This window comes from Streptomyces venezuelae ATCC 10712 (assembly GCF_008639165.1).
In the GTDB taxonomy this organism is placed as follows: Bacteria; Actinomycetota; Actinomycetes; order Streptomycetales; family Streptomycetaceae; genus Streptomyces; species Streptomyces venezuelae.
In genome coordinates this window covers 8,134,312-8,159,761 of the sequence record NZ_CP029197.1, presented here as the reverse complement: position 1 = coordinate 8,159,761, position 25,450 = coordinate 8,134,312, and the positions used below count along the sequence as shown (strand labels likewise).

At 73.5% G+C, this 25,450-nt stretch carries 17 protein-coding genes and 1 pseudogene; 11 read left to right on the top strand and 7 right to left on the bottom strand.

The window, feature by feature from the left end:
- Positions 1–167: 167 nt before the first annotated feature.
- Positions 168–431, bottom strand: a complete 264-nt coding sequence (locus DEJ43_RS38840; RefSeq protein WP_078508839.1) for a transposase — start codon at positions 429–431, stop codon at positions 168–170.
- 369 nt (positions 432–800) lie between these two features.
- Here DEJ43_RS38840 and DEJ43_RS36995 point away from each other — a divergent pair.
- Positions 801–971: pseudogene (locus tag DEJ43_RS36995) on the top strand (transposase); the annotation flags it as partial.
- Between the two features lie 37 nt (positions 972–1,008).
- On the opposite strand, the gene DEJ43_RS36990 reads toward DEJ43_RS36995, so the two are convergent.
- The 3 genes from DEJ43_RS36990 to DEJ43_RS36980 form a co-directional block, all read right to left on the bottom strand.
- The gene (locus DEJ43_RS36990) at positions 1,009–1,326 is read right to left on the bottom strand and encodes a hypothetical protein (protein ID WP_015038581.1); all 318 of its coding nucleotides are present in this window, start codon (positions 1,324–1,326) and stop codon (positions 1,009–1,011) included.
- 85 nt (positions 1,327–1,411) lie between these two features.
- The gene (locus DEJ43_RS36985; RefSeq protein WP_041664604.1) at positions 1,412–2,167 is read right to left on the bottom strand and encodes a metallophosphoesterase family protein; all 756 of its coding nucleotides are present in this window, start codon (positions 2,165–2,167) and stop codon (positions 1,412–1,414) included.
- 2 nt (positions 2,168–2,169) lie between these two features.
- Positions 2,170–2,700: a MarR family winged helix-turn-helix transcriptional regulator gene (locus DEJ43_RS36980; RefSeq protein WP_324603803.1), complete on the bottom strand. Its 531-nt coding sequence runs from the start codon at positions 2,698–2,700 to the stop codon at positions 2,170–2,172.
- A gap of 245 nt (positions 2,701–2,945) precedes the next feature.
- On the opposite strand from DEJ43_RS36980, the gene DEJ43_RS36975 reads away from it, so the two are divergent.
- Both DEJ43_RS36975 and DEJ43_RS36970 read left to right on the top strand, forming a co-directional pair.
- Positions 2,946–4,163 carry an MFS transporter gene (locus DEJ43_RS36975; RefSeq protein ID WP_015038578.1) on the top strand — a complete coding sequence of 406 codons (1,218 nt, stop codon included), beginning with the start codon at positions 2,946–2,948 and terminating at the stop codon, positions 4,161–4,163.
- 225 nt (positions 4,164–4,388) lie between these two features.
- The gene (locus DEJ43_RS36970) at positions 4,389–5,579 is read left to right on the top strand and encodes a cytochrome P450 (RefSeq protein ID WP_015038577.1); all 1,191 of its coding nucleotides are present in this window, start codon (positions 4,389–4,391) and stop codon (positions 5,577–5,579) included.
- A gap of 59 nt (positions 5,580–5,638) precedes the next feature.
- Here DEJ43_RS36970 and DEJ43_RS36965 read toward each other — a convergent pair whose 3' ends face one another.
- Positions 5,639–6,406 carry a class I SAM-dependent methyltransferase gene (locus DEJ43_RS36965; protein WP_015038576.1) on the bottom strand — a complete coding sequence of 256 codons (768 nt, stop codon included), beginning with the start codon at positions 6,404–6,406 and terminating at the stop codon, positions 5,639–5,641.
- A gap of 155 nt (positions 6,407–6,561) precedes the next feature.
- On the opposite strand from DEJ43_RS36965, the gene DEJ43_RS36960 reads away from it, so the two are divergent.
- Complete coding sequence (locus DEJ43_RS36960; protein WP_041663315.1) at positions 6,562–7,098, top strand: NUDIX hydrolase family protein; 537 nt, start codon at positions 6,562–6,564, stop codon at positions 7,096–7,098.
- 150 nt (positions 7,099–7,248) lie between these two features.
- Here DEJ43_RS36960 and DEJ43_RS36955 read toward each other — a convergent pair whose 3' ends face one another.
- Entirely contained in the window at positions 7,249–7,548 is a 300-nt protein-coding gene (locus tag DEJ43_RS36955; RefSeq protein WP_041664602.1) for a hypothetical protein, read from the bottom strand.
- A 276-nt stretch (positions 7,549–7,824) separates the two neighbouring features.
- Here DEJ43_RS36955 and DEJ43_RS36950 point away from each other — a divergent pair, with 276 nt between their 5' ends.
- From DEJ43_RS36950 to DEJ43_RS36925, 7 genes are all read left to right on the top strand, one after another.
- Entirely contained in the window at positions 7,825–9,810 is a 1,986-nt protein-coding gene (locus tag DEJ43_RS36950) for a DUF4132 domain-containing protein (RefSeq protein ID WP_145953737.1), read from the top strand.
- Complete coding sequence (locus tag DEJ43_RS37715) at positions 9,741–10,946, top strand: hypothetical protein (protein WP_041663313.1); 1,206 nt, start codon at positions 9,741–9,743, stop codon at positions 10,944–10,946. Before DEJ43_RS36950 ends, DEJ43_RS37715 begins: the two co-directional genes overlap by 70 nt.
- 303 nt (positions 10,947–11,249) lie before the next feature.
- Positions 11,250–12,137 (top strand): DUF4132 domain-containing protein, encoded by an 888-nt coding sequence (locus DEJ43_RS36945; RefSeq protein ID WP_015038571.1) that lies wholly within the window; start codon positions 11,250–11,252, stop codon positions 12,135–12,137.
- Positions 12,134–17,047 carry a hypothetical protein gene (locus DEJ43_RS36940; protein WP_015038570.1) on the top strand — a complete coding sequence of 1,638 codons (4,914 nt, stop codon included), beginning with the start codon at positions 12,134–12,136 and terminating at the stop codon, positions 17,045–17,047. The genes DEJ43_RS36945 and DEJ43_RS36940 overlap by 4 nt, the downstream gene beginning before the upstream one ends.
- A 253-nt stretch (positions 17,048–17,300) precedes the next feature.
- On the top strand, positions 17,301–18,455 hold the full coding sequence (locus DEJ43_RS36935) for an ATP-binding protein (protein ID WP_015038569.1): 1,155 nt from the start codon (positions 17,301–17,303) through the stop codon (positions 18,453–18,455).
- Positions 18,455–22,159: a DUF5682 family protein gene (locus DEJ43_RS36930; protein WP_015038568.1), complete on the top strand. Its 3,705-nt coding sequence runs from the start codon at positions 18,455–18,457 to the stop codon at positions 22,157–22,159. Before DEJ43_RS36935 ends, DEJ43_RS36930 begins: the two co-directional genes overlap by 1 nt.
- Positions 22,156–24,135 (top strand): SWIM zinc finger family protein, encoded by a 1,980-nt coding sequence (locus tag DEJ43_RS36925; protein WP_015038567.1) that lies wholly within the window; start codon positions 22,156–22,158, stop codon positions 24,133–24,135. The genes DEJ43_RS36930 and DEJ43_RS36925 overlap by 4 nt, the downstream gene beginning before the upstream one ends.
- A 63-nt stretch (positions 24,136–24,198) precedes the next feature.
- Here the strand turns inward: DEJ43_RS36925 and DEJ43_RS36920 are convergent, their stop codons facing one another.
- Positions 24,199–25,413, bottom strand: a complete 1,215-nt coding sequence (locus tag DEJ43_RS36920; RefSeq protein WP_015038566.1) for a sensor histidine kinase — start codon at positions 25,411–25,413, stop codon at positions 24,199–24,201.
- Between the last annotated feature and the right edge of the window lie 37 nt (positions 25,414–25,450).

The following is a 25,450-nucleotide window of genomic DNA, read 5'->3' as shown; positions in this document are numbered from 1 at the left end:
CTGCCGGCGCGGACGGCGGCCGGGACGACTTCGGCAGGCCCAGCATCGCATCCGAGACGAAGTTCAGGACGATCTCCCGGCTGACCGGCGGATCCGCGCCGGTGCCACCAGCCGCAGGGCCTCCTGGGCCGACGGCCAGAGATGCCGCGCGTCCCCCACCAGATCGCTCACACCCCTACAGCGACCCGGAACCCGAACCGCTTCTGATCAATACCAGGTGCCTCAGCCGCCCACTTCCGCAGGCCGTCGTGAGCGCCTTTCCACGAGCAAAAGTACTCGGGCCGGTCCATCCACGGCGTTCTGGTGTGGTACTTGAACACGATCGCGTCGATCACCTGCCGGTGACCACGCCACCGTCCAACCCGCTTCGGAGCCCGGTCCGGCAGCAACGGCTCGATCCTCGCCCACGGGACATCAGTCAACGACAGCATCAACCCACGATCAGATGATGCGAAGGCTAGTGCTCAACCTCCTTGACGCTGCTGACGCCTCGTCCCTCCACGCCTGGCCACTCGCCTCGACTTCATCCATCCCGGCCAATATATGCGCGGGCAGCAGCGACGCTTCTCGCCTACGAGCTGTGAGCGGCAACTCGCCGCCTTTCACTAGGTCATGGCTCAATCAGGTGTGCCACGGCCAACGACGTCGTAGACATCCTCATCTTGTCGATGTGATGAGCCGAAACGGCCGGCCAGACTGAATCTAGCGGCCTAACAGTGGTGCCGGACTTCTCCGGGAGCAATGTCGCCCTCCGTCTCCGCCAAGAGCTCCGACGGAATCCGGCCGATCAGACGAATCCCTTGTTCCAGCAGGTAGTGCCAGAGGTTCCTTCGCGGCCGCAGGGCGGTGGCCGGCGTCGACATGGTGACCGCGAGGTGCTCGCTGCGATCGTGTTCGTGGCGACCTACGGGTGCACGTGGCAGCAGCTTCCCGCCGCATCGTTCGGACCATCTGGGACCACTGCCCATCGCTGATTCGCTGGCGTGCCATCCGACGAACAGAGTCGCGTTACGAGCCCTCGACAGGAAGTCCCGCAATGAATTCTGAAAGGTCGGACGCTCGGGGCGGTGTCTGCCCTTGCAGGAACCGCTGGTAGTGGTCGGCGACGAGACGGCGCAGGTCTGCCTCGGCCGGTTCATCACCACGGAGCTCAAGGGTGACCTGATGCGGCTCACCCGTCATGCGCAATGGTCTGGCAAGAGCGTCGAACCCACAGGCGTACTCGTCGGGCATTTCCCACCATGCCTCCGCGGACGCGTGGTCCTGGAGGACGTACATGTAGTAGTCGTCATCGAAGAGGACCACGGGGCCTATCGGTGTAGTCATTCGTGGAGTATGGCGCAACCTGTAGGTCAAGTGCCCACCACGGCAAGCCTGATCCCCACTTTCACGCACCAATTGAGATGACGTCTTAGCAGTCACGTCCGTCCCGGGGGGCGAAGGTTTTCAGGGCTTCGGCGTCGGTTGTGCGGGCGTGGAGGAAGTGGTCGGACCATGCCGCTATGTCGGGGTAGGACGAGTCCCGGGAGAGGCGGGTGGCTGCGGCTTGGGGGTCGAAATGGGTGGTGCGGAGTTCTACGCCCGGGCCCAGGAGGGCCCAGTGTGCTCCCGGTCGGCCGTACGGCATTCCGACGCTGCCGGGGTTGACGACTAGTCGGCCGTGGACGAGGCGGACGAACGGCATGTGGGTGTGTCCGCAGACCACGGTCCGGACGTCGGTGTCGAGTCCCTCGAAGACCTCCTCCCAGCGGTCGAGGCGGGAGTCGACCAGGACGACCTCCTCGTCGTCGCGCGGTGTGGCGTGGCAGAACAGCACTTTCCCCAGGCGGTCCACGGGGAGACGGAGCGATCGCGGCAGTGAGGCGAGAAGGTCGATGTGGTCCTCGCGTAACTGTTCGGCCGCCCAGGGGGCGATCGGATCCGGGATCGTGTCGCGGAGGCCCCGCCGGTATTCGACGAGTTCGCGGTCCGCGTTGCCGCCGATCCAGCTGACGCGGTCTCCGAGGCCGGTCAGCAGGTCGAGGACCTGGGTGGGCTGCGGGCCGGCGGTGATGTCGCCGGTGAGCACGATGCGATCGGCGCTGACGAGGTCGGGTTCGGCGAGTACTGCCTCCAGGGCCGGCAGGACTCCGTGGATGTCGGACAGGACGGCTACTCGGCTCAGCATGGTCACGAGTGTGGGGTGAGCGCGGGCGGGGCGCGTCTCCTTTCGCCCGGCGCGTAGTTCGGTTCGCGCGGCGGATCGTTCCGTGGCCCCGGTGGCGCGGCCGGGGCCGGCCCGCGGGGCCCGATCCGTGCTGCTGTTACTCCGATGCCCGTGTCGCCGAGGGTTTCCAAGATCTGTCGCAGACCGGCCGCGGTCTGCGCGACCAGGTCGCGGTCCACGTCGGCGAGGAGTCGTGCGTAGTTGGCCAGGTGGTCGGCGAAGGCCGCGCAGGTGACTTCGTGGCCGTGATCGGTGAGGCGGATCTTGATGGTGCGCCGGTCCGCGGTGTCCCGTACGCGCTCCACCAGGCCCTTGGCCTCCATCCGGTCGATGCGGTTGGTGATCGCGCCCGAGGTCACCATCGACGCCTTCAGGAAGGCTCCGGCCGTGAGCGCGTAGGGCGGGCCGGAGCGCTGGAGCGTGGTGAGGACGTCGAACTCTCCGTGCTCCACGCCGTGCGCGGCGGCCGAGGCCTTCACGGATTTGTCGATCACTCGGGCCAGGCGCTGGATCCGGCCGCAGAGCTCCACGGGCCACAGGTCCTGCGCGATGTCGGGGCGCTCGTCTCGCTTACGACGAGGTCGTCACCTCCGCCTGAAGCGCTTCCTCTGGCTGACGGCCCCGCTCCCTCGCGCGCCCCGTCGCCCCCGTACCCGCCCGGCCCCCGTCCTCGTACCGCACGCGCCCCCGTACGCCCCGTCCCCACCCGATCACCCTCGCCCCAACCTCGGAGTCAGACGTGTCCCTGCTCGAACGTTCCCGTCCCGCCCCGCCGGCCCAGGCGCCGCGCCCCGTCCCCGCCCTCTGGCTGGCTCTGCTCGCCACTCCCCTGGCCGCCAGCGCCAACAGCCCCGTTCTCATCCTCCCTTCCATGGCCGGTTCCTTCGACGTCCAGACCGCTACGGCGACCTGGCTCGTTACCGTCTTCGCCTGGGCCGTCGCCGTCGGCACCCCCCTCATGGCGGCGCTGCTGCGCCGTCGCGGACTGCGCCCCACGCTCCGCCTGGGCGCGGCCCTGATCACCGCCGGCACCGCGGTCGTCGCCCTCGCGCCCTGGCTGCCGCTGGCCCTGGCAGGCCGCGCCGCCCAGGCGATAGGCGGCGCCGGGCTGATCACCGTGGCCATGAGCCTCGCCGGATCGGTCCGCCGGATGGGCGTGATCACCGCGGGCTTCGGAATCCTCGGCGCGGTCGGACCCCTCCTCGGCTCCACGATCGCCGGCGCGGCTTCCTGGCGCCTCTCCCTCGCCGTCGGTGCCGTCGCCCTCCTCGCCGTACCCGCGATCACGCGCCGCGCCGACCTGTCCGCGCCCCGGGACACCACTCCGTTCGACGGCCGTGGCGCCGCGCTCCTCGTCATCCTCGCCACCGCGCTGGTCCTCATCCCCCGCTACCCGCTGCCGGCCGTCATCGCCTCCCTCGCGGCAGCGGCGTTCCTGGCCCTGCACCTCCGCACCCGGCCCGACGGTTTCGTCCCGGCCTCCCTGCTGCGGACCAGGACGTTCGTCCTCTCCACGCTGCTCGCCTGCACCGTCGCGACCTCGTACTTCACGCTGCTGTTCACCGTCCCGCAGCTGCTCCACCACCGCACCGGCTGGACGACCTCCACGATCGGCACCGGCCAGATGATCGCCCTCCTCGTCGGCTCGACGCTCTCCATGGCCCTCGCCGCGGTCTCCGCGCGGCTGAGCCGTCCCCGGCTCCTGACGATCGTGCTGGCCGCCGGCGTACTCGCCCCGCTCACCGCGGCGTTCGCTCCTTGGCCTCCGCTGCTCCTGCTCGCCGCGACGCTCGCGGTCTTCGCCACCAGCGCCGGCCAGGCCACCCTCGCGGTGTACGCGAGCCAGGCGGCGCCTGACACTCTGCGCCCCACGGCGATCGGCCTGTTCAACCTCGGCTACCAGCTGGGCGGCGCCTTCGGTCCCGCGATCGCCGCCCTCGTCATCCTCAGCGCCTGAACCACGTCCCGCCCGCTCCCGGGCGATCCCGTCGACGAGCCCCACGGCATTGCCTTCGACTCCATCCATTGCAATGCGCCGTTGCGTTCAGCTCCAGCGTCATTGCTTCAATTACTCGTCATCTACCAGCAAGAAGGCCACGAAGGCGATTGACGGAATCGTGAACGCAACGTAGCTTTCGTGACGCGTCAAACGACGCCACCTCCACGAGACCGAGGAATGGCCATGAGCGAGTCCCTCCACACCGTCACCACGCTGCCGACCGAGCGTCAGACCGGGTGCCCCTTCGACCCGCCGGCGGAACTGATCGACGCACGCCAACACGGTGGCATCAGCCGGTGCACCCATCCCGGCGGCAAGCCCGGCTATCTGATCACCGGTTACGACCTCGTCCGATCCGTACTGGCCGATCCCCGGTTCAGCTCGCGCAAGGACCTCCTGAACGTCGTCGACTTCGAGCTCCCGCCCGCCCCTCCGGGCGAGTTCCTCCTCATGGACGAGCCCCAGCATTCGCGCTACCGGAAGCCGCTCGTCGGCAAGTTCACCGTGCGGCGCATGCGACTGCTCACCGAACGCATCGAGCAGATCACCACGGAATGCCTGGACGCCATGGAGGAGGCCGGGCCGTCGGCGGACCTCGTGGCCGCGTTCGCCAAGCCGATCCCCACCATCGTCATCTGCGAGCTGCTGGGCGTTCCGTACGAGGACCGTGCCTCGTTCCAGGAGCAGATCGACACGTTCATGAGCGGCGAGACGAGCGACGAGGACCTCATCGCGGCGTACACCGCCACCCAGACCTACCTCGCCGAGCTGGTGGCCGCCAAGCGCGCGAAACCCACCGACGACGTGCTGAGCGAACTGACCGACAGCGACCTCACCGACGAGGAACTGCAGGGCATCAGCCTGATCCTGCTCGCGGCCGGCTTCGACACGACCGCGAACATGCTCTCCCTCGGTACCTTCGCCCTTCTGCAGCACCCGGCCCAACTGGCCGCGCTGCAGGCCGACCCCGGCCTCATCGACCAGGCCGTCGAAGAGCTGCTGCGGTACCTCAGCGTCGCGAAGACGTTCATGCGGACCGCGCTCGTCGACGTCGAGGTCGGCGGCCACACCGTCGAGGCGGGCACGACCGTCGTCCTGTCGTACAGCACGGCCAACCGCGACCCCGAGCGCTTCGACGACCCCCACGTGCTCGACGTGCACCGGAAGCAGGGCGGGCACCTGGCCTTCGGCCACGGCATCCACCTGTGCCTGGGTCAGCAACTCGCCCGCGTCGAGATGCGGATCGCGATCGCCGCGCTGCTCGACCGCTTCCCCACGCTGCGCCTCGCCGTCCCCGCCGAGGAGGTCGCCCTGCGGCCCGAGACCGCGGACATCTACGGGGTGAAGAGCCTTCCCGTCACCTGGGACGTATGACCGCCGGAAGGCGGTGGAGCACCACGTGGGGGCGGACGGGGGGCGGAATGAGCCGCCGGTCAGGAAGCGGCGGGCTTGCGCGCCTCGATCAGGAACCGTGTGGTGTGGGCGACGAACGGGCCCTCACGGCCGATCAGGTCGTGCAGGTCCCGCAGCCGGTCCCGGTACCCGTCGACCGTGAAGCCCGGCACCATCCAGATCACCTTCCGCAGGAAGTAGACCACCGCCCCCACGTCGTGGAACTCCGTGCGCAACGACTCCGCCCGTACGTCCACGACCTCCAGCCCCGCCGCTTCCGCCTCCCTGCGCGCGTCGTCCGGATGCCGCTTGCGGCGGATCTCCTCGGGCTGGGGGCCGAGGAAGAACTCCACGAGCTCGAACACGCTGGCCGGGCCGACCTGCTGGGACAGATACGTACCGCCCGGCTTCAGGACGCGGGCGATCTCCTCCCACCACACCGTCACCGGGTGCCGGCTGACCACCAGGTCGAACGCCTCGTCCGCGAACGGCAGCGGCGGCTCGTCCTCGTCCGCCACGACCACCACCCCCAGGGGATGCAGCAACCGCGTGGCCTTCGCGACGTTCGGCGGCCAGGACTCCGTGGCCGCCACCAGCCGGGGCAGCTCCGGCACTCCGGCCAGCACCTCTCCGCCACCGGTCTGGACGTCCAAGGCCGCCGACGCACGCGCCATGCGCTCACCCATCAACCGCTGGTAGCCCCACGACGGGCGCTGCTCCGTAGCCCTCCCTTCGAGCCAGGAGAAGTCCCAGCCCTCCACCGAGACCGATTCGGCCTCCGCGATCAGTTCCTCATATGTCCGTGCCATCCCCCGATCTTCCCAGCCCAGGGCGTCGGCCGGGACCTGGGCACGCGCGACGGGCCCCGCCCGGGCGCACGCCTCCCGCGGTGACCACCCCGCGCCACCCGGACGGGAAGCGCGCAATCCCCGCCACGACACGCCTCGGAAAGTATGATCAAGCGATGTCCGACACGACTGAGACCACGCCCGGCTGGCTGACCGAGGACGAACTCGAGACGACCAGAGCCAGGATGCCGATCCTCTACGTCGAAGCCGTGCCCGTGCGCGTCGACGACAGCGGGGAAGTCACCAGCATCGGTCTGCTGCTGCGGATCGGCGCGGACGGCACCATCAGCCGCACCCTCGTATCCGGCCGGGTCATGCACCACGAGCGCGTCCGCGACGCGCTCCTCCGCCACCTGGAGAAGGACCTCGGGCCCGTCGCGCTGCCTCGTGTGCCTCCTTCGCTCCAGCCCTTCACCGTCGCCGAGTACTTCCCCACGGCCGGCGTCACCCCCTACCACGACCCTCGCCAACACGCCGTGTCCCTCGCATACATCGTCCCCGTCACCGGTGACTGCCGGCCGCGGCAGGACGCGCTCGACCTCGTCTGGTTCACTCCGGCCGAGGCCGCCTCACCCGCCGTGCAGAACGACATGCCCGACGGCCGCGGAGCGCTTCTCAAGCAGGCTCTCGCACACGTCGGACATTCCTACTGAGAGCGTCCGGGCCCGTGGGTGGGACGGATCGGCGCCTTGACCGGGGCCGCCGTCCTGCCTCCGGGCAGCGGTCGCCCCTCCGTGGCCGCGGTCCCGCCTCCGGGCCGCCTGGCCGCCGGGCCGCCGGTCCGCCGGTCCGCCGCGCGGCAGCTACTTCTGGGGCTCCAGGGCGGCGAGGCCCTTGGCCAGGTCCTCACGGTTCATGACCGGGGAGTAGTGGATCTTGGCGTCCACTCCCAGGAAGAAAGGCTCCGAGATCTTCGGCATCTGGGACGGGTCCGCCAGGTCGAAGAAGATGTAGGCCGTTCGGCAGCCGTTCTCGACGGTGAAGTAGGCGGCTTCGGGGCGGATGGCCTCCAGCGCGCGCTCCACGGTCTGTTGCAGGGCGCCCTGCTTGATGGCCTCGTTGGAGGCTGCGGTGTTCATCTCGACCTTCAGCAGCATGCGCATGACGCGGCCTTTCCCGACCGGGCAGGGGATCCGTTCGGTCGCCGTCCTCACCGCCCGGACGCGCTCATCTCCAGCCTCCTCCCTCCCCTCCGGTCGGTCCACTCGATCGCTGCCGCGCTCACGCTCCGAGTGATCACGTTCACGCTGCGCGAGCCGCCGGTGAAGGAGCCGCGTCGTCCTGGAGAGCGAGCGGATCGGGGCGCTGTCAGTGGTGCCTTGTAGGTTGTGGACGGCTGCTCGAAGACCTGCGAGCGGCCTTGCACCACGGGGGTGACCATGTTCCGTTCGACCACTGTCTGGAGGACTGCCGGGGACTACGAGCTGGCGCTCGATCCCTGGGCCGGGCCGAAGCCGGTGCTGCGCTGCCGCAGAGCGGCGGGCCGCGAGGTGAAGAAGGTGCCGGCGGCGCTCAAGGACGACCCGGTGGTACGGGAGTTGACCGCGCTCGCGGAGTGGATCGGCGACCACGCCGCGCGGGCTTTGTCGTGCGTCGAGTCGTGGATGACGCAGTCCCTGCCGGTACCCGCCGCGTTGATACGGGAGGTGTGGCCGGACCCGTACTGGCGGCGTGCGCTGCGGTACGCGGTGATCGCGCCGTCCGACGGTTCGGGCGGCGGGATCGATGTGGCGCGTTCCGGGGTGCTCGTGGGGGTCGGGGCACGCGCAGGTGGTGCGCTGGTGGTGAGGGGGCTGGACGGCGCGGAGCGCGAGTTGGGCGACGACGTCGTCGTGATCCCGCACCCGGTGCTGCTCGATCCGCGTGGCTCCGGGCTGCTGGAGCGCTGGCGGGATGTGCTCGGTCCGCTGGGTGGGGAACAGGGGATCGAGCAGTTGAGCCGCGCGGTGTACGTGCGGCCGGACTGTTCTCCGGCGCCGGGGGCGCTGACCACGCATCAGGAGATGGCCGTCTTCCAGGGCGTCGTCCACGAGTCGGGTGCGCGCTTCGAGGCCTTGGTACGGCGGTTCGGTGGGCGGATCGGCGGGGAGCGGGCCGGGTTCTCCTTCGGGCACCAGGGGCGCTCGTACGGCATGGTGGCGGAACTGCGCCACCAGGGGCCGGCGGCGCCGGTGACCCTGCACGGCTTCCGGTTCCCGGACTGCGCGGGCCGGCACGGGTCGGGGGCGTACGACACGGTCCCCCGCCCCGTCTGGTCCGAGGGGATCAGAGCGGTGGCGAGCCTGTACGACGGGCGGGACGCCCCCGTGAGCGGTCCGGTGGGGAGCCTGCCGGACGACGCGGGCTCCGCCTACCAGGCCTTCCTCGTCGCGTGCGCGGAGTACGCCGCTGCCGGAGCCCCTGAAGCCGGGCCGGCGAAGCCGCGGCGGGCGGCCGGGGCGAGCGAGCTCCTCGACGCGGGCGCGGTGTTGACCGGTGAGGCCGGTCCCGGTGAGGAGGTGCTTACCGCGCGGCGCCACGGGTCGTCGCTGTTCGAGGACGGCGGGTGTTTCGTCCGGCTGGTCGTGGCGCGGGCCCTCGAGGCGGAGGACGCGGTGGCACGTGCGCTGGGCCTCGTGCCGGAGGCCGGCGGGGCGGTACCCGTCGGCCGGGTGCCGGTACGGCCCCTGGACCTGCTGTCCCGGGTCTGCGGGGCCCATCCTGAGCTGGCACGGGAGGCGATGGGGCTGCTCGCTCCGTTGCGTGCGTGCGCGAGAACCGCGGAGACGAAACCGGGGCGGGCGGCAACCGATCTCCGGTCGAGTCTGGAGAAGCTGACGGCTCCTCACCCCGAACTGCTGCCCTACGCCCTGGACGAGGGGGCGCGGATCCTCGCCGCCGCGGGCAGCGTCGCGATGGCGCGTCCGCTCTACGCCGGAGCGCGGGCTGCCGAGCAGCGGCTGGGCGGTGTCGACGAGGGGGCGCTGAGGGCGCTCGTGTCGGAGTTCCGAAGGCTCGGCGTCGTCGACGAGAAGCTGCTCGGGAAGTACGGACCGAGCTCGCGGCCCGTTCGTCGGCGGGTGAGGCGTACGAGAGCTGGCGCCTGCTCGTGCTCGAGTGGCTTCGCGAGGAGAGCCGTACCCCCGCCTCCTCCGTCAGGGACGGGGTCACGCACGTTCGGGGGCGGCAGGTCCCGCGGTCGTTCGCCGGGGAGTTGGCGGAGGGGGTCGCCGGACCGCTGGAGGCCGACGACACCAACACCGAGATCTTCCACCTGTTGCTGCGTCACGGCGGCCTGGACGAGGTGGCGGCTTCCGTGTGGGAGGCGTGGGCGGCGCCGCTGGCGCGGGACCTGGCCGAGCACGCGGACACGGCCGGGTATCTGAGAACCCATCTGCCGGAGCCCCGTGGCTCCTCGGCCGCGGCGAAGACGGCGGCCGCGGAGGCGTGGCTGGGTCTCATGGCGCGTGTCGGCCTGCTGGACGAGTTCACGGGTGGCGCGGAGCCCGATGCCGTCGAGGCGGCGAAGGGCGCCGACGCCTGGCTGACGTCGTTCCTCGGGCGGTACGCGGGGCTGCGGCTGCCCGTCGCCGGCCTTGAGCCGGTGGTGGCTTCTGTCGCGGCGCGGATGCGCGCGGTCGGTGCCACCCGTGAGCCCCTGCTGGCGCTGGGGAGCCGTTCCCTCGGAGGTGACTTCTGGGGCGTCGGCATGGACCTCGGGTTGCTGGCCCTGATGAAGCGGGTCGGAATGCCGCTCGGTGAACCTGAGGGCGAGCAGGGCGTCTTCGCCCTCCAATGGATCCAGCGGAGAGGAACCGCAGGGGTCGAGTCGGTGCTGGCCGATCCCGTGTTCCAGCATGCGATCAGAGGCGAACTGACCGGCTCCGTGCGCGGCAGTCTCGGATACACCGTCACACGGCACTGCCTGACGCCGTTCCCGAAGGTCACCAAACGGGTCGCGGCCCTGAAGCCGCTGCGGGAGCTGATGGCCGGGATTCTGGACGAGCGCGTGCGGTGGGTGCGGGAGGGAGGCCCGGACGGCGGACCGTCGGGGCTGTTCGCCCTCCAGGATCTGCTGCTCCATGTGGAGCCCTTCGTCGTCGCGGGGGCCGCGACGCCGTTCGCCGCCCAGGTGCGGGAGGCGCTGGCCGTTGAGCCGGCCGGTCTGCTGGCGGACGCCTGGCGCGGCTGCTGCGGTACTCAAGGGGATGGGAGCGACCAGACCGCCTCGTGCGGGCTCCGGGAGGTCTCCGTCGATCGCGCTCGGGAGCTGTTGGCGTCCGTGGACGATGCCGTACGGGACCGCCATGTGCGGGCCGTCGCGGTGGAGCCGAGGACGCGCCGGAGCAGATTTCTGGACTTCCGCCCGGGGAGCGAGTTCGCGCGGGATCTGCTGCCCGTGGTCGAGAAGGCTCTGCCGGAGATCACGGACGACGCCTGCCGGGTGTCGGCCCTGGGGCTCGTACAGGGTGTGCTGTGGTGTGAGACGTGGCAGGCGACGCTCCGACGACTCATGCGCTGAAGCCGGGCTTCGTGCGCCCGTGGTGACGGCGTCCCCGGCGGGGGCGTCCCGGGGCTCGCTCAGGGACCCGGGGCTGCCGGAGCGCGGCAGTTCGGCGTGGCCGACCGCCTGCTCTTCGACGCCTGACCGCGGTTGTCCACAGGCCCGGGGACGCTCTTCGACGACTGACCGCAGTTGTCCACAAGCCCGCGGACGCGTTGTCAGTGGCCGTGGATAGTCTCCCTTCATACCGCGGTTCAGGGGCTTCGACCCCATGGTTCGAGCTGCGCGGATTCTGACAGGACAGGCGGAGGGGCACGGCTGATGACGTGGCTGGCAGCGGGTGAGGGGTACGAGATCACCCTCGACGAGGGACGGGTGGTCGCCCGGCGCGCCGGGGGGCGGCAGTTGAAGACACTGCCGAAGGCGCTGCGGGACCATCCCGAGGCCGACCGGCTGCGGCGGCTCGCCGAGTGGCTGGACCGGCACGCGGCCGCGTGCGTGGCCCAGGTGGACACCTGGATGGTGTCCTCGCTGCCGGTGCCCACCGAGCTGATCGCCCGGGTGTGGCCGGACGAGGCGTGGCAGTCCGCGCTGCGGGACATGGCCGTGGTGGGCGACGACCCCGACGAGGTCGGCTTCCTGCGGGACGCCACCGCCGACGGTGAGTTGAAGGTCGTCAATCTCGACGGCGAGACGGTACGGCTGTCCCCGCGCACGGTGACGCTTCCGCATCCCGTGCTCCTGCCCGACCTGGACGACGTACGGGACTTCGCGGCCGAGCTGGGCATCACCCAGCGGGTGGAGCAGATCCACCGGGCCACCTGGACCAGGCCGGAGGGCGGGCTTCCGGAGACGGCCACCACCCCCGGTACCGCCACCGCCGGCTCCACCGAGGTGCGGGACTACGCGGGCGGGAAGTTCGCCTCGCGCTTCGGCCTCGCCGCGCGGGCCACGGCGCTCGGGTACCGGGTGTCCGGCGGCTACGCCACGTGCAAGGTCCGCGACGGGGGCCGCGGTACGGAGGCGTCCGTGTGGATCGGCGAGCCGTACTGGGAGGGCGAGTCGGAGACCGGCTCGCTGAGCTGGCACGACGAGGACGGCCGCGCGATGCGGCTGGGTGAGGTCGGGCCGGTGGCCTGGTCCGAGGGGATGCGCATGGCCGCGGCTCTGTACGCCGGCCGCACGATCGAAGAGGGTGGGGACGCGTGACCAGCACGACCGCTTCCGACAACAGGGAGCTCATCAAGGCCGGAGCGGTGCTCCCGGCCGACGCCGACGGAGCGGGCGCCTCGGCGGTCGAGCTGACGGCGCGGACGTACCGTCACCCGGTGCTCGGGGACGACCGGGTGGTGATCCGGCTGGCGGCGGCCGAGCTCGGGACCGCCGAGGACCTCGCCGCCGGGTTCCTGGGTCTCCAGGCCCACGGGGAGCCCGTCGTGGTGGGTCTCGGACAGCGCCAGGAGCTGGGCTTCCCCGAGTGGGTGCTCGTGCACCACCCGCAGGACGGGCACCACGCGCTGGCGGTCGTGCCGGAGCTGGACCGGCTCGCCCGCCAGGCGAAGACCAAGCCCAAGGCCGCACTGGACGCCTGCCACGAGCTGGCCGGGCGGCTCGCCTCGGCCGTCCCGCACTTCCTGCCGGTCTTCTACGAGCAGGCCGCGCGCGTGTTCCTCGCGGTTGAGAACACCACATACGCCGGCCAGTTGTTCGGCCGCGCCCGCACCAGCGAGGCACAGCACGGCCTCACGGTGGACGAGGACCGGCTGGACGCCGTCTTCCTGGAGTTCGCCCTGGCCGGCGCGCTGCCGGTGAAGGTGCTGACGAGTTACGGCAAGGAGCTCGCGGCCCGGCTCTCCCCCGCCGAGGCGTACGAGCGCTTCCGGCGGCTGTGCGTGCGCCGGACCGCCGGAGGCCTCGCCCCGTCCGCCCAGGTCGCCGTGGAACTGCGGCGCCTCGCCCGCGCGGCGGGACTGTCCGCGGGTGAGGCGGAGCAGGAGTACCTCGCCGAACTCCTGCCGCTGCCCGCGACGCTGCGGGCGGCGGGCGGCTGGTGGAAGGGGCACCGTGCCGCGCTCGTCGCGCTGGCGGGCCGCGTCCCCGCCGTGCGGGGCACGCTGCTGTCGATGATGCCGTCCGGGGAGGACGCCGAGTTCGGTGATCTGTGGCTGGGCATCCTCGCGGAGTCCGGGGCGGACGCAGGGCTGACCGGCGCGGACGTTCCGGCGGAGGAGCGGTGCGCCGACGGGGCGGTGGGCTGGCTCGAGCGCTTCCACTCGGTACGGCACCGGGGCTGGGGTCCCCGTCCGACTCCGCCCGCCCTGCTGGAGCTGGTGAACCGGGCGGCCGGGCGGCTGCGCGCCGAGCTGGCTGCCCGGCCCGAGGGCGAGGGCTTCCTGCGGATCGGCGTCCAGGACGTGAACCTGCTGGATCTGCTGCTGTCGCTGGAGATCCCGGTCGCCGACCCGGCGCCGCCCACCGGATACGGGCGCCAGGACTCCCTCAATCTGTCGGACTGGGCGCGCGGAGAGCAGCCCCGGGACCTGGTGGCGCTCGCCGCCGACGCCCGTTTCCGGCCCGCGTTCCGCCATGGGGCGAACGATTACGGCAACGCCACGGCCGGGGCCGACGTGATGCGGCGGCTCGCCGCGTCGGCCGGCGGTCGCCCGATGCTCGCCGAGTGGATGCGGGACGTAGCGCGCGACTCGGTGGCGGCCGGGCTGCCCGGGCTGCCCCAGGCGCTCGCCCGTCTCTCGTGGCTGCCGGCCGAGGCGCTCGCGCTGGCGCCGGAGGAGGTCGCGGCCGCGGCCGGGGCCGATCTCGGCGAGACCCTGGCGCGCACCCTGCGCGGGGGCCTGTGGGAGGAGCTGTGCTGGCCGGCGTGGGAAGAGGCGCTCGCGGAGCTCGCGCCGGGGCGCGACCGCGCCTCCGGTCTCACGGTCGTCGAAGCCTGGCCCCATCTGATCGTGGCCAACGCGGTCCAGGTGCGGGTCATCGACGCCGAGTCCACGGTCCTCACGCACGATCTGCGCGTGCCGTCGGGGCACTCGTACCGGCACGGCTTCCACTACGTGGACGGTGCCTTGCTGGTGTTCTGGAGCACCTACAGCGGTGACGCCCAGGGCTACTGGCACACCGAGCCCGACCGGGTGTTCACCCTGGACGGCGGCGCCCAGTACTGGTCGATGCGGTCGCAGAATCCCAGCCTGCGGCTGCCCGGCGGCGGTCGCACCACCGGCGGTGGCGTCCTGCACCGAGGCGACACGAAGCTGCCCAACGAGATCCCGGTGCTCTCCGACGGAACCTCGTACTGGGTGTGGCAGCCCGGGGAGCGGCACGACGAGGGCGGCTGGGGCGAGTACGACCCGGTGGCGGGGGCGTACGGGCGGCGTTCGCAGCCCGGGTTCCTCGCCGACGCGCTGCGCGCCCACCCGTCCGGCGCCCAACTGGTCGCGCGGGCGTCGTGGCTGCGCCCCGCACCTGCGGTGGACGGCTCGGCGACGGGCACCTCGCCGGACGGTCTGCTGGGCTGGCGCGTCGTACGGCTGCCGGGCAACGGCTGGCACGCCGAGGACACCACCGGGCGGGTCGTGACGCTGCCCGAGGGCTCCGAGCTGCCGGTCGCGGCGCTCACGTTCCCCGGCGACGACCGGCCCAGGGCCGTGACCAACGAGTGGCGGGTGATGTCACTGAGCGACCCGGACGGCGTGGTCACGACGACGGCCGAGGGCGACCACAGCGGCCTCTACGGCACCACCGCCGGTACGACCCTGCCCCCGCTGACCCACCTGTACGCGCTGCGCGCGCGTGACCCGGAGGGTTCGGCCGCGCTGCGCGCCGCCGACGCGGAGACGGCCGGGGCGCTGCTGAAGGCGGCCGCCGCGGCGGAGCGGGCGACGGACCTGCCGGAACTGGTGAGCACCGCGCTGCCGGGGATCTCCACGCCCGAGCTGATCGCGGGAGTGGTGCGGGTGCTGCGGTTCGCCCTGCGGCAGCAGGAGGCGCTCGACTCGGTGGCCGCTCGGCTCGACCCGTCGGCCGTGCGGGACGAGGCCCGTGTCCCGGGGCCGACCGATCTCCAGATCAGCAAGGGGCTGAACGGCATCGTGGGCTCCGGCTACTACCGGTCGGGCACCGACGAGGACGTGACCCACCGCTTCCTGGACGAGCTGGCGTCAGTGGGCGCCGCCACGACCGCCACGGTCCCGCCGGGCCGGGTGCACTTCGACCTGCCCGCACTGCCGTACTCGGGCCTGCCCTTCACCTCGCTCCTGGACGAACCGTCGGCGATCGCCTACCGGGCCGTCGCGCCCGGCAGCGACGACGGGCACCGGGCCGCACTGCTCGGCGTACTCGGCCAGGTGGAGGCACTGGGACTGGCCTCGGTGGCGGTCTCGACCGCCCACTGGCGCCGGGTACTGGTCCATCTCGACGCGGCGCACCTGCGCACCCCCGACGGGATGAACCACAACTCGTGGCACCGCTGTGTCCTGCCGCTGGGCGGCGGGGCGGCGCTCGGGATCACCGAGCACAACCAGTCCGTCGACGACGGGACGGAGTTCGGGGCGCTGCTGTACGACCCGAGCGGCCGTTTCAAGGTGCCCGGGCCCTACACCGTGCGCGGTGCCGAGCCTGTGGGCGACCCCTCGCGCGGCGCCGACTGGCTGTCCGCCTTCCTGCGGGAGGCCACCTCCCGCGCGGAGGCGGCGCCCTTCTTCCCGGAGGCCGCCGAGGAGTTCAGCCGGCTCACCGGCGTCTCCGGCCCGCTGGCGCGGCTCGTGCTCGTCGGCATGCCCGACGTGGAGAGCTGGGAGAACAACTTCCTGCCGGCGGAGCTGCGCAAGACCCTCGGCCTGAAGGTGACCGAGGCCAGGCACGCCCGCGACGAACTGCGGACGCTGTCCGTCGGGGTACGCCGGGCCGTGGTGGCGGCGCTCCTGCCCGCCGACCCGGCACGGCTGTGGAGCGAGGGCCCCGACGTGGCGGCGGGGGCCGCCGTGTGGAACGCGCGTGTGGGGCGCCGGGTGCAGGTGCCCGACTGGCTGGCGGCCGAGGCCGCGCGGGCGGCGCGCAGCGGTTGGCCGGTGCACCGGGCCCTCCCGGCGCTGCTCGACCCGGAGTCGTCTCCGGAGCTCGGTGCCGACGTGCCGTGGCACATCGTGGGCGACCGGCCGGTGACGGTGGAGTCCGCCGACGCGCCGTTCACCTCGTCCGTCCTGGCGGGCGCGATGAGCCTGGCGGCCTGGCTGGCCCATCGGCTGCCCGCGGGAGACCCCGTGCGCGCGGCGCTACCGGGTGCGCTCACCGCCGTGCGGCAGCGTCTCGCCGCACCCGAGCTGCTGCTGTCCGTCGGGCGGTACACGAGCCTTCCGGACTTCCGCAAGGTGGCGGGGGCGCCGACGGAGACGGCCCCGGAGTACGAGCGGTACGGCGCGGTGCTCATGGCCACGCACGACGACCAGCCCCAGCCGGCGCTCAGGACCGCGCTCCTCGACTCCACCGGGTCCGACCCGTACCTGGTGGCGCTGCGCGGTCAGGACCAGCAGCCGTCGGCGGTCGAGGCGGCCCTGCGGCGCGCCCACGATCCGGTGTTCGCACGGCTGTTGGCCGACCCGGGGGCTCCGCTCGCCGGGGAGCCGGACGCGGAGGGCACGTGGTGGCCGCAGGATCCGTCGCGTTCGGTGCCCGCGCTGGTGGCCGAGGTCGCCGAGGCTCGTGGTCTGGGGACCGACGCGGCCACGCTGTACCTGATGCTGCTGGCGATGCCCGACCCGACCGACCGGAACACCGCGCGGTGGACCGGGTGGAAGCCCGCCCGCCTGAAGGCGGCCCGCGCCGAACTGGAGGCCACCGATTTGGTGGTGCCGGCCGTACGGGCCCGAGCGGGGCGCTCACTGTTCCTGCCCGGGGCCTGGGCCGAGCAGTCGGCTCCGTTGCTGCCGGTCGAGCAGTGGAAGCTGCCGATGTACGGGGCGGTGTCCGAGGGCCGGCCGGTCCTGGGCGCGCTGGTGCCGACCGAACCCGCGGCGGAGCTGTTCGCCCGGGCGTGGCAGCGGATCCTCGACGGTGACGTGCCGCGTTTCGAGGAGCTGAAGGTGCGGCGTACGAGACGACGCCGCTGACCGGTCGTCGGCTGTCCGGCCGCTGGCCGTCGGCCGCCCGCTGCCGGCCGTCGGCGCCGGCTGCGGCTGCGGCTGCGGCTGCGGCTGCGGCTGCGGCTGCGGCTGCGGCTGCGGCTGCCAGCGGTACGGCGTGGCGCTGCCTCTTCTGGGCGCCACGCCGGGACCCGTCCCCTGCCCGATCCCATCCGGGTCTCGTGCCCGCCCTCCCTGCCTGTCGCCGGGCCTCGTGCCCGTACCCCGAAGGAATCCCCGTATGACCGTCACCGAACAGACCGTTCCTGCCCGGCAGGTGCAGCCGGCCGAGGAGCGGTACGCCGCTGAGCTCGCCTTCCTCGCCGCCCAGGACCCCGGCCCGCGTCCGCCCGGCTGGGCGCTGACCCCGCGCGCGGTCGTCACGTTCGTCTGCGGCAGCGACGGCGTGGAGCTCGCCCTGCCCAAGCGCCGCGCCGGACTGCCGTCGAAGCTGGAGATCGCGCCGAAGTTCGTCGGTGAGCGCGCCCTGGTGGAACGCTGTGTCGTCACCCTCGCCGGGGAGCGCGGCCTGCTGCTGACCGGCGAGCCCGGCACCGCCAAGTCGATGCTGTCGGAGCTGCTCGCGGCTGCCGTCAGCGGGACCAGTGCCCTGACGGTGCAGGGCACGGCGGGCACGACGGAGGACGCGTTCCGCTACGGCTGGAACTACGCCCTGCTGCTCGCCCAGGGCCCCAGCCCGCAGGCGCTGGTCGACTCCCCCGTGCTCTCCGCGATGCGCACCGGACGGGTCGTGCGGGTCGAGGAGATCACCCGCTGCCTGCCCGAGGTCCAGGACGCCCTGGTGTCCATCCTGTCCGACCGTCGGATCACCGTGCCCGAGCTGACCGCCACCGAGGACGCCGTGGTCGGTGCCGTGCCCGGGTTCACGGTCATCGCCACGGCCAACCTGCGGGACCGGGGCGTCTCCGAGATGTCCGCCGCGCTGAAGCGCCGGTTCAACTTCGAGACCGTGGATCCGATCGCCGACGCCGACGCCGAGGCCGTCCTGATCCGCCGTCAGGCCGTCGCTGCGGTGCAGCGGGCGGGCGCGGCCTTCGGTGTCGACGACGCCGTGCTCGACGCTCTGGTCACCGTCTTCCGGGACCTGCGTTCCGGCCGCTCCACCGAGGGCTGGGACGTCGAGCGGCCCGGCACGGTCATGTCCACCGCCGAGGCGGTGCAGGTGGCGGCGTCGCTGGGCGTCGCCGCCGCGTATCTGCCGGGTGGCGACGTCCTCGACCTGCTTCCGGGTCATCTGCTGGGCGTCGTCCGCAAGGACGATCCGGCCGACCACGCGCGGCTCCTCGGTTACTGGGACGGGCCGGTGCGCCGCAGGGCCGAGAGCGGCTCGGCGATGTGGCGGCGGCTCTGGGACCTGCGTGGGAGCCTGCGTTGATGATCCTCGAACCACGGGCGGCCGTCGACGCGCTGGCCGCGTCGCGCGCCCCGTACCTCCTCGGGGTGCGCCACCACAGTCCGGCGCTGGCCGCGGTGGTGCCCGCGCTCCTCGACGAGGCCGGCGCCGAGGTCGTCTGTGTGGAACTGCCGGCCGACTTCCAGCCATGGCTGGAGCACCTGGCGGACCCGGAGACCGTCGCGCCGGTCGCGCTGGCCGGGACGGGTGAGGGGGGAGGCCTCTCGTTCTACCCGTTCGCGGACTTCTCGCCCGAGCTGGCGGCGGTTCGCTGGGCGCGGGCCCACGGCGTGGAGGTCGTGTGCTGCGACCTGCCGCTGTCCGACCCCGGCTGGGCGCGTTCGGCGCCTGATGCCGCCGGGGTTCCCCACGAGGCTGACCAGACCGCAGGCGCCGGTGCGGTCGGCACCGCTGAGGCGCCGGGGCGGCGGTCCTTCGCTTCCGCGCTGACGGCCGCCGGGACCGGGCGGGACGGCGACGACATGTGGGACCGGGCCGTGGAGGTGCTCGCGCCCGGCTGCTCTCCTGAAGCGGTGCGCCGCGCGGCGCTGGGCGTGGGCTGGGCCCTGCGTGCCGACACCAGCGCGGTGGCCGCCACGGACCTGGCCCGCGAAGCCCGGATGCGCGAGGTCGTGACGGCGGCCTCGGCGGGCGGCCGCCGGGTCGCCGCCGTGGTGGGCGCGTTCCACGCGCCCGCGCTGTGTCTGGACGAGGCGCGCGACGTCCCCTGCGGGGGCCCCGAAGGGGGCGGGGCGAAGGCGTCGGTACGGGCCGGCGCGAACAGTGCCAGCGGCGTGACCCGTACGAGCGGCGCGAGCGGCGCCGGTGGTGTCAGCAAGTCAGGCGGTCTGAAGGGGGCGACCGGGGCGGCCGTGACCTCGCTTGTGCCGTACTCCTTCGATCTGCTCGACTCTCGCTCCGGCTATCCCGCGGGCATTCGGGACCCGCTCTGGCAGCAGGCCGTGTTCACCGCGAGTGGGGACCCCGAGCGGATTCGGACGGCGGCCGCCGCCGCGCTCACCGGACTGTGCCGAGAGCTGCGCCGGGCGGGGCACACCGCGGGGACCGGCGAAGCCGCCGAGACCTTGCGGCTGGCCTTGGACCTGGCCACGTTGCGCGGGCTGCCCGCGCCCGGTCGGGGGGAGCTCCTCGAGGCCGTCACCACCGTTCTCGGGCAGGGCGAGCCCCTCGGCCGGGGCCGGGCGCTCGCCCGCGCTCTGGAGGCCGTGTTCGTCGGCACCGCGCGCGGCCGGATCAGCCCGCGCGCGCCCCGCTCCGGTCTCGGTCCGTCGGTCGAGGACGAGCTCGGCAGCCTGCGGCTGCCGCGACCGGAGGAGCCCGAGCCTCGTGAGGTGCGGCTCGATCCGCTGCGTTCGCCGCTGGACGGCCGGCGCGAGGTGCTGCTGCAGCGGCTGCTGGTCATCGGTGCCTCCTACTGCGAGCCCGTGGCCGTCGCGGCCACCGGCGACGGCACCGCGCTCGGCACCAAGTGGCGACTGAAGTGGACGCCGTCCGTCCCCGCCCGGCTCGACCTCGCCGGAGCGCGCGGCGTCACCGCGGCCCAGGCCGCCGCCGGAACCCTGGGCGAGACCGCGCGCCGCGAGGCGGCCGAGGGCGGCCCCACACCGGCCCAGATCCTGACCGGGCTGACCGCGGCCGCCCGCTGCGACCTGCCCGAGCTGGTGGACGCCCGGCTGCGCGAGGCCGCCGCGGTACTGCCGGACACCGCGAGCCTGCCCGAACTCCTCGAAGCACTCGACCTCTTGGAGGGCATTCGGCGCGGGCACTACCCCGGGACCACCGACGGTGCGCGCGACCTGGCCGGTGCCCTGACCGGCGAGCTCCTGGAGGCCGCCGTGCGCGCGCTGCCGGGTCTCGCCGGGAGCGACACGCCCGCGGACGCCGGGGCGCTGGTCGCCCTCGCCGACCGGACGGCCGCCCGCCACTTCGGCCTCCGGCTCGACCGGGCACTCGCCGAACTCTGCTCCGGCGCCTCGCCGTTGATGCAGGGCGCCGCCCTTGCCGTACGGGTGATGCTCGACCTCGACCCGGCGGCCGGTCTTGGCGAGCGCGTGGCGGGGTGGATCGACGGAGCGACCGCCCCTGACGCGCGGCGGGCGTTGACGAGGCGGCTCGCGGGTCTGCTCACGGCCGCCGGGCCGCTGCTGCAGGCGTCGCCGGAGGCGCTCACCCCGCTGCTCGACCGGGTCGACTCACTCGCCGACCAGGAGTTCCTCGACCGGCTCCCGGCGCTGCGCGGCGGATTCGACGTGCTGGCTCCGGCCGCCCGCGAGCGGCTGCTGACCACGGTGACCGAGCGGCTCGGCGACCGCCTCGACCTCTCTCTCGACGCGCCGCCCGAGCTGCTCGCCCTCTGGGCGGCGGCCGACGCGGCCGGGCTCGCCGCGCTGAAGGCGCTGCCTCAGCTCGGTCCGGACTCGACCGACGGGCCCCCGCCCGCGCCCGACGCCGCCGTCACCACCGCCACCGGTGGTGCCTCACGTCCTGCCACGGACGCCGCCGCCACGGGTCCGGTGGCGGCGGGCCCTGGAGGTGCGGCGGGCCATCGGCTCGGCCTCGCCGACCGGTGGCGGCTCCTCCTGGGCCGTCACAAGGACCGGCTCACCGGCGACGCGCGCCGCTACGCCCGCGCGCTCGACGAGCTGTACGGCGGCGGGCGCGGCGAGGGCGCCGACGACCTGGACGGCGGGTCGGGTCAGGGCGGTGGGCAGGACCCCTCCTTCCCGACCGCCCGGGAGTGGTCGCAGGAGTTGGAGTCGCTGTTCGGCACGGACGTGCGGGAGGAGGTGCTCGCCGAGGCGGCCGACGCGGGGCGGTCCGATGTGCTCGCCCAGCTGGACCCTGCGGCGGTGCGGCCGTCGGTGGAGCTGCTGACGTCGGTGCTCTCGCTGGCCGGCGGCATGCCCGAGGCCCAGCTCGCGCGGCTGCGGCCGCTGGTGAAGCGGCTCGTCGACGAGCTGGCCCGCGAGCTGGCCACCCGGCTGCGGCCCGCGCTCTCCGGTCTGGCCACCCCGCGCCCGACCTATCGGCCCGGAGGGCGCCTCGATCTCGCCCGTACCCTGCGCGCCAACCTGGCCCGTACCCGGCGCACGGACGACGGACGGGTCGTGGTCGTGCCGGAGCGGCCGGTGTTCAGCACGCGGGCGAGCAAGGAGGCGGACTGGCGGCTGATCCTGGTGGTCGACGTCTCCGGCTCCATGGAGGCGTCGGTGATCTGGTCGGCGCTGACGGCCGCGGTGCTGGGCGGTGTGCCGACCCTGTCCACGCACTTCCTGGCCTTCTCCACCCAGGTGGTGGACCTGACCGACCGGGTCGACGACCCCCTGTCGCTCCTCCTCGAGGTGCGGGTCGGGGGCGGTACGCACATCGCGGCGGGGCTCGCGCACGCGCGCTCGCTGATCACCGTGCCGAGCCGCACCCTCGTCGTCGTGGTCAGCGACTTCGAGGAGGGCGCGCCGCTCGCCGGGCTGCTCGGGGAGGTGCGGGCGCTGGCCTCCTCCGGCGCGCACCTGCTGGGCTGCGCCGCGCTCGACGACGCCGGTACGCCTCGCTACTCGGTGCCCGTGGCGCGTCAACTCGTCGCCGCCGGGATGCCGGTGGCCGCCCTCAGCCCGCTCGCCCTCGCCCGCTGGGTGGGCGACCGCCTCCGTGGAGAAAGCCGTTGAGCACCGAAGTCCTGCCTCCCGTCGCCCCCGAAGTCCTGGCCGATGCCGTGGAGCAACTGAGCGCGCGGCTGCGCAAGAAGCTGGACGCGGCGATCGCGGACTGCGCCGCGCGCGCCGCCCCGGGCGCCGACGGCTCCGTCGACGTCCCCTTCGGCGAGGACGCGGTGGTCACGCTGCGGCCTGGCCCGTCGGGCACCGTCACGGACGCCGCGCAGGCGGTCTGTACGTGTCTTCTGGCCCCTCGCTGTCTGCACCGGGCCGCGGTGCTGGGCGCCGCGCCGATCGCGGACGGAGGAGAGACGGAGAGCGGGGAGCCGTACGGGGAGCCGCGCGGGGAGCCTGCCCGAGGCGGGGACGGTGGTGGGGATCAAGTGCCCGCCATGTCGCCGGTGTCCGGGATGGCCGTGGGCTCGGGTGGCGGCCGTACGGAGTCGGCCGCCGCGGCCTCCGCCGGTACCGCCGGCTCGGGCGGCGCCGTCGGCTCGCGGGGCGTTCCCGGGGACGTCGGGAGCGCTGCCGGCGAGGGCCCCGCGCCTGTCCTCACCGTCGCTCAAGTGCGGGCCGCGAGCGCGTTGTGGGATGCGTCGGCCGAGGCGCTGTCCGCCGGAGTCACGGCGGGTGGGGCGGTGGTCCAGGCCGAGCTGCTGCGGGCCGCGCACACCGCGCGGCTGGCCGGGCTGCCCCGTGCCGAGGCCGCCGCGCTGCGTGTCGTACGGGGTCTGCGTGCCGCGCGGGAGCGCAGCAACGGGCAGCGCCTCGGCGAACTCGCGGGCGCCTTCCGGGAGCTGCTGGCCGGTGCCGCGCTGCTCGCCTCCGGGTCGGCCGGTGCCGTGGCGGCCGGAACCTCGCGCCGGGCCTACGAGCAGGGCGGCAGCCTGTGGGTGTACGGCCTGTGCCGGGAGCCGGTGCTGTCCGCGACCGGGTACGGAGGTGTGGCGACGCATCTGCTGGGCGCCGAAGGGTCGTTCTTCTCCGTGTCCGACGTACGTCCCGGGGGCCTGGCCCGGGCCAAGGGAGCGGGGGCCGCGTCCGTGGCGCTCGGCGGGGCGGTCCTCGACCACGCGGGGCTGGCGCGCGGAGGGCTGCGGATCGTCGGGGCGACCGTCTCCGCCGACGGGCGGCTCGGGGCGGGTCGTGGCGTGAGCGCGACGCCGGTGCGGGGAGTGGATTGGTCCGAGGAGCCCGTGGCGGCGTTGTTCGCCAAGCCGGTGCGGGAGGCGATGGTCTCGGCGCTCGGAGACGGCACGGACGGGTCCGGTGTGTCCGGGGCCGAACCGTCCGGGGCGGCGCTGCTCGGCTGTGACGTCGAGGTCGTCGGCGCGGCCGGGGACCATCTCCTGGTCCGGGTCGTCGACGGCGGCCCGGTGCTGCGGCTTCGCCCCGCGCATCCGCATCCTGAGCTGCCGCACACCGCCAACTTGCGGCGGATCGCGGAGCACCCGGGGCTTGTCGTACGGGTGCTCGGCCGTCCTGATCCGGAGCGGGCGGCGACGCTCCGGCCGCTCGCGGTCGGACCGGTGCCGGGGGCGTCGTGCACGCTGCGGCTGCCGGAGGAGTGGCTGGGGCGGGCGGACCTGGGGTACGACCGGCTGCAGGGCAGTCATTTCCCGTCCGCTGCGGAGCGCCCCGCTCCGGTCGGGCCGCCGGTCGCCGACGGTCCCGATCCGCTGGCGGACGCGCCGCTGTGGCGGGTGCGGCGGCTGCTGGAGACGGGGGTCGCCGGCGGTCGGCGCGCCGTGGCCGAGGCGGGGCGCGGCACGGACACGGCGGCCCTCGTCGCCCCGCTGCGGCGTGCGGGGCTGGGCGGCGCGGCGCGTCTCGCGGAGGCCCTGACGGCGGAGGCGGACCGCCGCCCCCGGGACGCCTTCGGCCGTCTCACCGACGCGTCGGCGGACGGGTACGCCCGCGCGTGGCTGGCCTCGGCGGTCCACCTGGCTGCCGCGGAGAGATCGCTGGTGGTGGCTTCCTGGTCCTGAACCCGCGCGCGGCCCGGTCGGCGCACGGCGCCGACCGGCCTTCCCGCGGCGGCTCCAGGAGGGTCAGGTGGTCGTGGCGGCGAGGGGGATGGCTGCGGAGAGGACCGTGCCTTCGTTCGGGAGGGATTCGATGGTGAGCGTGCCGCCGAGCTGATGGGTGCGGGTGCGGATGGCGGGGAGGCCGTGCCCGCGCGGGCCCCGCGTCGGGGTGTCGTCGGGGTGGGTGGTCGTGGGGTCGAAGCCGTGGCCGTTGTCGGAGACGTCCAGGACGACCTGGTCGTCGAGGTAGGTCAGGGTCAGGGCCGCCGTGGTGGCGCCCGAGTGTTCGCGGACGTTGGCGAGGGCGCCCTGGGCGATGCGGAGGAGGGTGGACTGGACGCGGTCGGGCAGGGGGCTGGTGGGGGCGCCGTCGATGTGGCAGAGGACGGTGAGACGGTCGCCGGTCTCGCGGTCGGCGAGCGTCCGGAGCGCATGGTCGAGGTTCTTGCCGTCCGCGAGGTCGGCGGGGGCCAGGTCGTGGACGAAGCGGCGGGCTTCGGTGAGGTTGTGTTCGGCGATCGCGGTCGCCGTGCGCACATGGGTGCGGGCGGTCGCCGGGTCGGTGTCCCAGACCCGGTCGGAGGCCTGGAGGAGCATCTGCTGGCTGGAGAGGCCCTGGGCGAGGCTGTCGTGGATCTCCATGGACAGGCGCTGTCGTTCGGCGAGGATGCCCTCGCGGCGCTCCGTCGCGGCCAGTTCTCGCCGGGTGCGGATGAGGTCGTCGATGAGCTCGCGCTGCCGCCGGGACTGACGGTCCATCTGGACGAAGACCGCGACGGCGATCGCGGCGATGGCCGGCGGCGCGAGAACGACGTCGACGTCGAGCCGGCCCGAGAGCCTGAGGTGCGCGGTCACCGATGTGGCGGTCACCAGGGCGATGAGGGCGATCGCCGCCGGCGGGCGCAGGGTGCGCAGCCCGATGATGAAGAGCGGGACCGCGCACCAGCCGAAGCTCGGCGCCAGCCAGACCAGGGCCATCCAGACGGCGACGACCGTCCCGAGCCAGATGTGGCGGAGGGTGGTCGGGCGGCGGCCGAGGAGCGGGTCGAGGAGGTAGAGGACCGCCAGGGCGACGGCGAGGGAGACGACCCACGGAGCGAGGTTCTCGCCGGTGTGCCGGATCAGGAATCGGGCCAGGGCGGAGCCCAGGAGCAGGAGGAACGCGACGTACAGCAGGATGCGGAGCCATCCGTCGCCCTGTTCCGTGGTGTCCTCGCCGTCGCTGCCGCTGATGTACACGATTCCCTGCTTTCCCTCACTGTTCGGACTTTCTATG